This is a genomic window from Pseudomonas sp. B21-031 (assembly GCF_024748985.1).
In the GTDB taxonomy this organism is placed as follows: Bacteria; Pseudomonadota; Gammaproteobacteria; order Pseudomonadales; family Pseudomonadaceae; genus Aquipseudomonas; species Aquipseudomonas kermanshahensis.
In genome coordinates, this window is sequence record NZ_CP087181.1 from 1,157,457 (window position 1) to 1,167,880 (window position 10,424).

General features: G+C 65.9%; 8 protein-coding genes. 7 read left to right on the forward strand and 1 reads right to left on the reverse strand.

Annotated features, from left to right (window positions below; genetic code table 11):
• Window positions 1-89: 89 nt before the first annotated feature.
• Window positions 90-1,055, forward strand: coding sequence for a type II secretion system minor pseudopilin GspK (gene gspK, locus LOY53_RS05230; RefSeq protein ID WP_258703682.1), 966 nt, complete (start codon window positions 90-92; stop codon window positions 1,053-1,055).
• Between the two features lie 89 nt (window positions 1,056-1,144).
• Here the strand turns inward: gspK and LOY53_RS05235 are convergent, their stop codons facing one another.
• Window positions 1,145-3,223: a PhoX family phosphatase gene (locus tag LOY53_RS05235; protein ID WP_252826887.1), complete on the reverse strand. Its 2,079-nt coding sequence runs from the start codon at window positions 3,221-3,223 to the stop codon at window positions 1,145-1,147.
• Between the two features lie 224 nt (window positions 3,224-3,447).
• Here LOY53_RS05235 and LOY53_RS05240 point away from each other — a divergent pair, with 224 nt between their 5' ends.
• The 6 genes from LOY53_RS05240 to gspG are packed head-to-tail and all read left to right on the forward strand — an operon-like array spanning window position 3,448 to window position 10,395.
• Window positions 3,448-5,088, forward strand: a complete 1,641-nt coding sequence (locus LOY53_RS05240) for a lipoprotein UxpA (protein WP_258703683.1) — start codon at window positions 3,448-3,450, stop codon at window positions 5,086-5,088.
• Window positions 5,085-5,510 carry a pilus assembly protein PilZ gene (locus tag LOY53_RS05245; RefSeq protein WP_186675786.1) on the forward strand — a complete coding sequence of 142 codons (426 nt, stop codon included), beginning with the start codon at window positions 5,085-5,087 and terminating at the stop codon, window positions 5,508-5,510. The genes LOY53_RS05240 and LOY53_RS05245 overlap by 4 nt, the downstream gene beginning before the upstream one ends.
• Window positions 5,511-5,513: 3 nt before the next feature.
• Complete coding sequence (gene gspD / locus LOY53_RS05250; RefSeq protein WP_258703684.1) at window positions 5,514-7,289, forward strand: type II secretion system secretin GspD; 1,776 nt, start codon at window positions 5,514-5,516, stop codon at window positions 7,287-7,289.
• The gene (locus LOY53_RS05255; RefSeq protein ID WP_027595698.1) at window positions 7,289-8,737 is read left to right on the forward strand and encodes a GspE/PulE family protein; all 1,449 of its coding nucleotides are present in this window, start codon (window positions 7,289-7,291) and stop codon (window positions 8,735-8,737) included. The genes gspD and LOY53_RS05255 overlap by 1 nt, the downstream gene beginning before the upstream one ends.
• A 3-nt stretch (window positions 8,738-8,740) precedes the next feature.
• Window positions 8,741-9,943, forward strand: a complete 1,203-nt coding sequence (gspF, locus tag LOY53_RS05260; RefSeq protein ID WP_252826892.1) for a type II secretion system inner membrane protein GspF — start codon at window positions 8,741-8,743, stop codon at window positions 9,941-9,943.
• A gap of 17 nt (window positions 9,944-9,960) precedes the next feature.
• The gene (gene gspG / locus LOY53_RS05265) at window positions 9,961-10,395 is read left to right on the forward strand and encodes a type II secretion system major pseudopilin GspG (RefSeq protein WP_027595700.1); all 435 of its coding nucleotides are present in this window, start codon (window positions 9,961-9,963) and stop codon (window positions 10,393-10,395) included.
• Window positions 10,396-10,424: the final 29 nt, after the last annotated feature.

The window sequence follows — 10,424 nt, forward strand, 5'->3', positions numbered from 1 at the left end:
GTGAACATGACGGAACGCACCCTTGCCATCTACCTGCAACAACCGGCGTGTTGACTGGCGCTTTTACTGGCCATGAGAGGCGGGTGCAGATGGGTGGTAAACGACAGCACGGCGCGGCCCTGCTGATGGTGATGGTGGTGTTGGCGATGCTCGCCGCCGGTATGGCCTGGCTGGTGGAGGATGGCCGCCGCCAGGTCGATGAAGTGCGCCTGTTGCACCAGCGGGTGCAGGTCAGGGCCATGGAGCAGGCCGGCCTGGCCTATGCCGAGCAGGCGCTGCGCGACCCGGCCTGGCGGCTGAGCCCGTTGTTCTGGCAGGCCTTGCGCGGGCAACCGCTGAACTACGATTTTGGCGCAGGCCAGGCGCAACTGCGGGTGCGCGACCAGCACACGTGCTTCAACGTCAACGCATTGCTCGGTGCCGACGGTGAGCGGGCCGAGCGCCAGTTGCGCCGCTTGCTGGGCGACGACATGGCGGCAGAACGCCTGGTCGATGCCCTGGCCGATTGGCTCGACAATGACAGCGATACGCGCCTGCAAGGGGCCGAAAGTGCCCAGTACCTGCGCCAGCAACCAGCGCGCCTGGCGGCCAACCAACCGATGCTCGACACCAGCGAGCTGAACCTGCTGCTGGAGCCAGATGCCAAGCGCCAGGGTCGCTACCCGATGCTGTGCGCCTTGCCGCAGACGACCGGCTGGCGTTTGAACGCCAATGCCTTGGGCCTGGAGCATCTGCCCATGCTCGAAGCCTTGTACGAGGGGCGCTACCCACGTGCGCTGCTCAGCCGCATCATCAGTGGCCGGCCAGCGTCGGGGTATGGGGATGCCGCTGCGCTGCGCAAGGCGTTGGGGGCGGTGGATGATGAGACGTTCGAACGGTTGAGCGAAGGGTTGCTGCTCAACAGTGGGCATTTTCTGTTGCAGCTATCGTTCGAGGAAGAGGGGCGGGTGATGCGCAGCGCGTTTCAGGTAGAGGCGCTAGGGGTGGTGCAGTGGCATGCGCGGGTGCCGGCGCAGCAGGTGCGGGTGAGGAGTCGTGAGCCAATGCTCTGGTAAACCTTGCCGGCCTCTTCGCGGGGGGGGAGCGGGCTTGCCCCGCGAAGAGGCCGGTACAGCCAGCACAAGGCTGACTGACCGGCTGGCGATCAGACCGTCCCGATCTCCCCGCCATCATCACGCTGAATCACCACCGTCGAAGCCCGCGGCCTTACCGTGGCCCCAGCCGGGGTAGCATCGGTCGCCTTGTCGGTATACGGCCAGTTCTCCGGGTGCTGGATGTTGACGAACATCGACTTGTTGTCCGGGCTGAAAGCAATGCCCGTCACCTCGCAACCGTTCGGCCCGACAAAGAAGCGCCGCAAGTCCACCTGGTTCTGCGCGTTGACCGGCACCTGCTTGCCCGTGGCATCTACCAGGTCAGTGGGGATTACCGCCAGCAACTGGTCATTGGTGTAGTCGGTCAGCGTGGTTTCACCGTTGTCGGTCTCGAACCACAACACGCCACGGCTATCGAAGCTCATGCCGTCAGGGCTGGCGAACTGGTTCAGTTCGGTCAGGCCAGAGCGGTTGATGTCGGCGGTACCGGCGGCATTGGCGCCAAACACGAAGATGTCCCAGGTGAAGCTCAACTGGTCGTCGCTGTCGTGCCAGCGAATGATGTGGCCGTGGCGGTTCGGGCCACGCGGGTTGGCCGCGTCGACTTTCTCTGGCGTACGCGCGCTGTTGTTGGTCAGGGTCAGGTAGACATCGCCATTGAGCGGGTTGACCGTGGTCCATTCTGGGCGGTCCATCGGGGTCGCGCCCACGGCATCGCCCGCACCCCGGGTGTTGAGGATGATGCCCGGCAGGTCACCGTACAGCGCGCCAAGGGTGCTGCCGGCGGTGGTGGGGGTGGCGACGTCGAGCAACAGCCACACGCCGGTGCCGTCGGCATTGAAACGGGCCACATAGAGCTTGCCTTGGTCCATGTACTTGGCGCCGGTGGCCAGGCGGTCGGCCGGGCTGGCGTCAGCGGCGTCCCACACGGCCGTGGAGACGAACTTGTACAGGTACTCGTTGTTCGAGTCGTCGCCCATGTACCAGACCAACGGCTTGCCGGCCACCGGCAGGCCTGGGCAGCACCCTTCGTGGCGGAAGCGGCCCAGCGCGGTGCGCTTGGTGGCCAGGGTGGCGTTGTTGTACGGGTCGATCTCGACGATGTAGCCATAGGTGCTGGCTTCGTTGCGGTAGTCGTCGGTGGCGCTGGCGCCTTTGACCGTTACGTCGAAACGGGCGAATTCGTCATTCACCTCGGTGCTGTCACCGGCGGCGCTTTCCCATTTGTACTGGCCGCTGGAGGTGCCCACGCCGATACGGCGCTGGTCTTCAGGGCGGGTGCCTTTGTTGACGAAGATGCCCGGCCAGTTCTCTTCGCAGGTCAGGTAGGTGCCCCACGGGGTGTAGCCGTTGCCGCAGTTGTTGTTGGTGCCGCGGCAGTGGGTGCCGCCCGTGGAGTACTTGGTCTTGACGTGCTCGGTGCCGCGCAGCGGGCCGGTGATCTCCATGCGCGAGGCGGTGGTGAAGCGGCGATTCAGCGGGTCGTTGTCGACCACCTGCCAGCGCCCGCTGACTTTCTGCAGGCGTACCACGCCGGCGCCGTGGGCGTTGATCTCTTTGCGGATTTCTTCGGCCGGGCGCTTGCCGTTGACGTCAGTGGTCGGGCCGGCCGGGTGCAGGGCTGCCGCGTCGATGTATTCGAAGTTGATGGCCAGCAAGCCGTCTTCGGAGCTGCCATTGATCGGGAAGAAGTGCATGCCGTCATGGTGCATGCCCATGGCATTGGCCTGGTCGGTCGAGGTGTTGCTGCCATCGGACTTCCACGGGTTGCCATTGCTGTTCAGCGGGGTGCCCCACGGCGCCAGCACATAGGCGCTGTAGCCTGCCGCGACGACACAGGCATCGGTGCGCGAGCCTGGGATGGACTGGAAGCCCAGTGCCAGTTTCGGGACTTCCGGTTCGGTTACCGGTGGCTCGGTCACCGGTGGTTCGGTAACAGGATCATCGTGATCGGAACCGCCATCACCGTCGAAGCAGCCTGTCAGGCCGGTCCCGGCGATCATGGCGATGGCGGCGCCCAGGCTGCCGCGCATGATGCTGCGGCGGCTCAGGTAGGCGTCCATGACGCTGGCCATCGGCAGATTGCCGCTGTGGTTCCGGTCCAGGTTGTCGCCGGTATCTCGACTCATCAGGGTGTCCTTATGTTGGCTGAGTTAGAGGAAACCGCGACTTTAGAGCGCAAGTATGATGATTCCTTGGCAGAAATATGAACGCGCGCTTAAAACTACTCGTTCTTACGTTTGAGCCTGACAGATCAATTCGGAATTGCTGTCGGATTTCTGCCATCAAACTGTCATGCGAACGCCGCAACATCCGGAGCCCAACGTGAACTTGGTTAAGGATGGCGGGCTCGATGGTAAGCAGTGTGAACAGGCGCGAAGTGATCAGCTGGATGGGCGTCGGTGCCTTGGCACCCTTGCTCGGCGCCTGTTCCGCCTTGCCAGGTCAACGCGGTGGCAATGCCAACCTGGATTTGCTGTATGTCGCCGACACCCTCGATGCCCGCCAGCCCGGGTTGGCCGTTGTCCCGGCAACGCGCCTGGGGCCGGTCAGCCACCTGGGGCGTGCGCCGTGGATGACCGGTGCCAGTGCCAGCATTGCCTTCCCGCAGCTGGCCCCCTTGCTCGATGCCAGCCAGGCCGCGCGCGCCAACCTCGGTGGTTACGCCGTGCTGGCCGCATTGCTGGAGCAGTTGCGTGGCGAGGCCGGGGCGGGCAACAGCCTGACCCTGGAAAACGGCCAAGGCTGGAACGGCAGCGGCCTGGCCTACCTGACCCAGGGTGAAAGCGGCGTGCAGGGCAGCCAACTGCTGGGCAGCGACGCACGCGTCAGCAGTGACGAGCGTGTGCTCTGGCCGCAGCGCAGCACGGCGCTGTACCGGCAGGCCGCTGCCATTACGTTGGGCGCGGGGCTGGCCGACGAACAACGCGAAACCTTGGGGCTTGAAGCACTGCAGCTGTTCGAGCGCGGCGGTGCGCGCATTGCCGTGGTCGGCGTGACCGACCCTTACGCCCAGGACCAGAAAGCCTCCCTCAAACAGTGGTACCAATCCTTGCTGCCGGTATTCGAGCAGGCCCGGCGCGAAGCCGACCTGGTCGTGGCCATGGCCGATGTCGGCACCGGGCCTGGGCTGTGGCTGGCTGAACGGCTGCCGGCAATCGACGTGTTGCTCTGTGCGCGTGGCCAGGACCTGTGGCCGACGCCCGTGCAGGCCACCCAGGCCAACGGCCGCCGCGTACCGGTGCTGTTTGCCGGGTGCCGGGGCAGCGGGGCGTTTCGCCTGCGTTGCCAACAGGTGGCCGGGCACTGGCAGTTCGAGGGGCGTTTCTTCCCAGCGTTCGAACAGCAGCTTTCCCCGGCTGCACGGGTGCGCGCCGGGCAATTTCAGGCACAACTGAACCAACAGCGCGCCGGCCACGCGGCGTGGCTCGATCAACCGCTGGCCAAGGCTCCCCAGGCCTTGTGGCGGCGTGACACCCGCGGCGGCAGCTGGGACCGCCTGCTGCATCAAGCCCTGGCCGATGACAACAACTTGCCCGTGCTGCTGCCGGGCCTGCGTTATGACTGCCCATTGGCCGCAGGTGCGGCGATCACCCGCGAGCACCTGATCAGCCTGACCGGCGGTTACCCGGCCCCGGTGGTCGAGGCCCCGGCCCGGCAGGTGGAGCAAGTGCTGGAAAATGCCGCGGAACAGCTGTTCGGCGACCCGCTGCTGCTGGACAACAGCCAAGACCTGCCGCGCTGGCAGGGCCAGGCCTGGGGTGTCAGCTACAGCCCGCAAGGTAAGCGCATCACCGGCCTGGAACCGGTCCAGGGGCTGTGCCGCACCTTCGGCCTGCAGTTCGCGTCGCAGGCCGGCGAGCCACTTTGGCAGCGGGTAGAAGCCTGGCTCACGCGGCAAGGCGCCGACTGGCAACTGGCGCCGCTGCAGGTGCCCGAGGTGCGCTATGTGCAGGGGCACCCGGGCTGGCATCCACGGCAGTTGGCTTCGTGAGCCTTGGCGCACGGCTGCTCACCGGTGGCTGCCTGACGTTGGCCGGTTGGCTGGCGGCGCAGTGCGTGCTGCAACTGGGCCGCCAGCCACAACCGGCCAGCCCCGCCCAGGCGGCCGCAGCCCAGTTGCCTGGGTTGATGGTCGGCCATTGGCAGGCGCCGGTCGATGACGGCGCGATCGTCATTACCCGTTTGCCACTGCACTACCTGGGTGGCCTCAAGGCCCAGCCGTTGTCGGCCAGCGTAGTGGTGCTGCGCTACGGCCAGCAGGTGCGCACGTTGGCCCGCGGCCAGCGCCTGGCGCCAGGGATCGTGCTGCAGGACATCGACACCGATGGCCTGATTTTCAACAACCAGGGGCGGCGCGAACGCCTGCCCTGGCCGCCACGCCCCGCCGTGACCGGCTTCAAGCGGCAAGGATGAACGATGCCTGTTAAATACTGCGTGGCGGCTGCGCTGAGCCTGGCCCTGGCCGTGGCCTTACCCCAGGCCAGCGCCGAGGAGCCGGTGTTCGATGACAACGGCACGCCGATGTACGAAGTGAACTTCGTCGACACCGAACTGGGCGAGTTCATCGACAGCGTGTCGCGCATCACCGGCACCACGTTCATCGTCGACCCTCGGGTAAAGGGCAAGGTCACCGTGCGCACCGTCGACTTGCACGACGCCGATGCCATCTATGACATCTTCCTGGCGCAGCTGCGCGCCCAGGGTTACGCCACGGTCGACCTGCCCAATGGCAGCGTGAAGATCGTCCCCGACCAGGCGGCGCGCCTGGAGCCGGTGCCGGTGGAGCCTGCCGGGCAGCAGGGCGCGGGCAGCGACAGCGTGGCCACGCGGGTATTCGATTTACGCAACGCTGCCACCGAGCAAGTGGTTGGCATCCTCAAACCCCTGGTCGACCCACGGGTAGGGGTGATCACCCCGTACCCGGCCGCGCACCAGTTGGTGGTTACCGACTGGCGCAGCAACCTCGAACGCATCGCCAGCCTGCTGCGCCAGCTCGACCGCCCCAGCGAAGCAGTAGGCAGCGCCAGCACCCAAGTCATGTACCTGCGCCACGCCAATGCCAGTGAAGTGGTCAAGGTATTGCGCGGGCTCAGCCAGGAAGGCATGGCACCGGCGCAAAGCACAGGCGAAGGGGAGAGCAAAGAGCCGCCGGTGACGGCTGCCGCCAGTAGCTCGGGCATCCGCCTGGAGTACGAAGAGGGCACCAATGCCGTGGTCATGGTCGGCCCCGACAGCGAACTGGCCGCCTACCGCGCCATCGTCGAGCAACTGGATATCCGCCGCGCCCAGGTGGTGGTCGAGGCCATCATCGCCGAGGTCTCCGACAGCAGTGCGCAAGAGCTGGGCGTACAGTGGTTGTTCGCTGACGAGAAGTTCGGTGCCGGTATCGTCAACTTCGGCAGCAATGGGGTGAACATCGCCAACATTGCGGGGGCTGCGGCCAGCGAAGACAGTGAGGCACTGGGCAAACTGCTGTCGGCCACCACCGGTGCCACGGCGGGCATCGGCCATTTTGGGGGCGGTTTCAACTTCGCTATGCTGGTCAATGCGCTCAAGGGCAAGAGCGGTTTCAACCTGCTGTCCACCCCGACCCTGCTGACCCTGGACAATGCCGAGGCGTCGATCCTGGTCGGCCAGGAAGTGCCCTTTGTCACCGGCTCCGTGACACAGAACAACGCCAACCCCTACCAGACCATCGAGCGCAAGGAAGTCGGGGTCAAGCTGCGGATCAAGCCGCAAATCAACGTCGACAACAGCGTGCGCCTGGACATCGTCCAGGAGGTTTCGTCGATTGCCGATATCAGTGCCGCCAGCGATGTGATCACCAACAAGCGCGAGATCAAGACCAAGGTCATGGTCGAAGACAACGGCCTGGTGATTCTGGGCGGGCTGATCAGCGACGAGTTGAGCACCAGCAATCAGCGGGTGCCGCTGCTCGGGGACATTCCTTACCTGGGCCGGCTGTTCCGCTCCGACGCCAGCAAGAACACCAAGCAGAACCTGATGGTCTTCATCCGCCCGCGCATCCTGCGCGACGGGCCGAGCCTGGCCGGGCTTAGCGAGAACAAGTACCGCACCTTACAGCAGACCACGCCGCTTCAGCTGCCAAACCTTGCGGGCGCAGAAGGTGGCACGCCACTGCTGCAGGTGTTCCCCGCCAGCCGAGCGCGGCTGGAAGGGGGCGATTGGTGATGCTGCCCTATCGCCTGGCACGCCAGGCCGGCCTGGCCATGACCCCGACCGACAGCGGCTGGCAATTGTGGCTGCGCCGCGACGCCGACAGCGACCAATTGCAGGAGCTGCTGCGCGTGCATGGCCAGCCCAGCGCGCTGGCCTACCTGGAGCCTGCGGCATTCGACGAGCAGTTGGGCCAGCTTTATCAGGGCGGCGATGCGGCCACCGAGGCGCTGATCGAAGGGATTGGCGACCAGGTAGACCTCGACAGCCTGATGAGCGAGATGCCGCGCATCGAGGACTTGCTCGAAAGCGATGACGAGGCGCCGGTCATCCGCCTGATCAACGGCCTGTTCGGCCAGGCCTTGCGCTTGCGTGCCTCGGACATTCATATCGAGACCTTCGAGCAGAGCCTGGTGGTGCGCCTGCGGGTCGACGGCCACCTGCGCGAGGTGCTGCGCCCGCCGCGGGCGCTGTCGGCGATGCTGGTGTCGCGGATCAAAGTCATGGCGCGGCTGGACATTGCCGAGAAACGCCAGCCCCAGGACGGCCGCATCACCTTGCGTGCGGCGGGACGCGAGGTCGATGTGCGGGTGTCGACCTTGCCCGGCATCCACGGCGAGCGCGTGGTAATGCGTGTGCTCGACAAGCAGGCCAGCCTGCTGGCGCTGGACAACCTGGGCATGCCGGCAGCGGTGCTCGATGGCCTGCGCAGCTGCCTGGCGCGGCCCAATGGCATCGTGCTGTCCACCGGCCCGACCGGCTCGGGCAAGACCACCACGCTGTACGCCAGCCTCAACAGCCTCAACGATGGCAGCCGCAACATCCTCACCGTCGAAGACCCGGTGGAGTACGCCATCGCCGGTATCGGCCAGACCGCGATCAACCCGCGCGCCGGGCTGACATTCGCCACGGGCCTGCGGGCCATCCTGCGCCAGGACCCGGACGTGATCATGCTGGGCGAGATCCGCGACCAGGAAACCGCGCAGATTGCCGTGCAGGCCAGCCTCACCGGCCACTTGGTGCTGTCGACCCTGCACACCAACAGTGCGGTGGGCGCGGTGACCCGTTTGCGTGACATGGGCATCGAACCGTTCCTGATCGCCTCGTGCCTGCGCGGTGTGTTGGCACAGCGCCTGGTGCGGCGGCTGTGCCAGTGCGCGGTGGCGCAGCCGCTGCAAGCGGCCGAGCGTGACCTGTGGCCTGAGCTGTGTGCATTGGGCAGCAGTTACCACGCAGTGGGGTGTGAGCTGTGCCAGGGCAGCGGTTATGTCGGGCGCCTGGGCCTGTACGAATTCATCGAACTGGACGCCGGCCTGATCGCGCTGCTGTACGACGGCGCCAGTGAGCAAGCCATGCAGGACTACTTGGCCGATCGTCGACGCAGCCTGGTGGCCATGGCCAGTGATTGCCTGGCGCGGGGCGAAACCAGCCTGGCTGAAGTGCTGCGCGCGGTGCAGGGCTGAGCCATGCCGACTTATCGCTATCAAGCCGTCGACCTGGCCGGCAAGGCCTACAAGGCCAGCCTGCAGGCCGACAGCGAGCGCCACGCACGGCAACTGTTGCGTGAGCAGGGCCTGTTCGCCCGCCAATTGCAACGCCATGAGGCAGGTACCCGGCAACCCCGCCGCCAGCGCTTGAGCCGTGCACAGCTGTGCGAATTGACCCGCCAGTTAGCGACGTTGACTGGCGCGGGCATACCCTTGGTCGACGCCTTGGCCACACTCGAACGGCAATTACGCCAGCCGGCCTTGCACAGCGTGTTGGTCGCCTTGCGCGGCTCGCTCGCCGAGGGCCTGGGGCTGGCGCGTAGCCTGGCCCGCCAGGGGGCGCCGTTCAGTGGCCTGTACTGTGCGCTGGTCGAGGCCGGTGAGCGCTCCGGGCGGCTGGCCCAGGTGCTCACGCGCCTGGCCGATCACCTGGAGCAGGTGCAACGGCAACAGCACAAAGCGCGTACTGCCTTGATCTACCCCTGTGTGCTAATGGGCGTGTCGCTGGCGGTGGTGGTCGGCCTGATGACTTTCGTAGTGCCCAAGCTCACCGAACAGTTCGCCCACGCCGGGCAGAGCCTGCCGTTGATTACCGCCGTGCTGATCGGCCTGAGCCAAGGGCTGGTGCACGCCGGGCCGTGGCTGCTGGGGTTGGCGCTGGCAGGGGCGCTGCTCGCCAGCTGGCTGCTGCGCAAGCCGCATTGGTGCCTGCGCCGTGACGCGTGGCTGTTGCACCTGCCGCGTATCGGCAGCCTGCTGCAGGTGCTGGAAAGCGCACGCCTGGCGCGCAGCCTGGCGATTCTCAGCGGCAGTGGCGTGGCGCTGCTCGAAGCGTTGCAGGTGGCCACCGAGACGGTCGCCAACCGGCGTATTCGCCAGGCGATGGAACAGGTGCGCCAGCAGGTGCAGGGCGGCACCAGCCTGCACCGTGCGCTGGATGCCTGCCAACAGTTTCCGCCGTTGCTGGTGAACATGGTCGGCAGCGGCGAGGCCAGCGGCACACTGGCTGACATGCTCGAACGCGTCGCCGACGACCAGGAACGCGGCTTTGCCCGCCAAGTGGACACCGCCATGGCGCTTTTCGAACCCCTGATGATCCTGGTGATGGGCGCCGTGGTGCTGTTCATCGTGCTGGCGGTGCTGCTGCCGATCATGCAACTCAACCAGGGCCTGCAACTGTGAACACAAGGAGTACTTCCATGCAGCATCGTCGTAACCGTCAGCGTGGTTTCACCCTCATGGAGATCATGGTGGTGATCTTTATCATCGGCCTGCTGATCGCCGTGGTCGCCCCCAGCGTGCTGGGCAACCAAGACAAAGCCATGCGGCAGAAGGTGATGGCCGACCTTGCTACCCTCGAACAGGCACTGGACATGTATCGGCTGGATAACCTGCGGTTCCCGAGCAATGAACAAGGCCTGGCTGCGCTGGTGAAAAAACCGGCCCAGGAGCCGCTGCCGCGTTCGTGGCGCAGCGATGGTTATGTGCGCCGCTTGCCGGAAGATCCGTGGGGTACTCCTTACCAGTACCGCATGCCGGGTGAGCATGGCCGGGTGGATGTTTACTCGCTGGGCGCCGATGGTGTGCCGGGCGGCGAAGGTCAGGATGCCGACTTGGGTAACTGGGCGCTGTAAAGCATGTTAGATAAGCCTGATGTGGCCCT

Coding starts and splice junctions, on each gene's coding strand:
- gspK (WP_258703682.1), top strand. CDS start 90: ATGGGTGGTAAACGACAGCACGGCGCGGCCCTGCTGATGGTGATGGTG.
- LOY53_RS05235 (WP_252826887.1), bottom strand. CDS start 3,223: ATGAGTCGAGATACCGGCGACAACCTGGACCGGAACCACAGCGGCAAT.
- LOY53_RS05240 (WP_258703683.1), top strand. CDS start 3,448: ATGGTAAGCAGTGTGAACAGGCGCGAAGTGATCAGCTGGATGGGCGTC.
- gspD (WP_258703684.1), top strand. CDS start 5,514: ATGCCTGTTAAATACTGCGTGGCGGCTGCGCTGAGCCTGGCCCTGGCC.
- LOY53_RS05255 (WP_027595698.1), top strand. CDS start 7,289: ATGCTGCCCTATCGCCTGGCACGCCAGGCCGGCCTGGCCATGACCCCG.
- gspF (WP_252826892.1), top strand. CDS start 8,741: ATGCCGACTTATCGCTATCAAGCCGTCGACCTGGCCGGCAAGGCCTAC.
- gspG (WP_027595700.1), top strand. CDS start 9,961: ATGCAGCATCGTCGTAACCGTCAGCGTGGTTTCACCCTCATGGAGATC.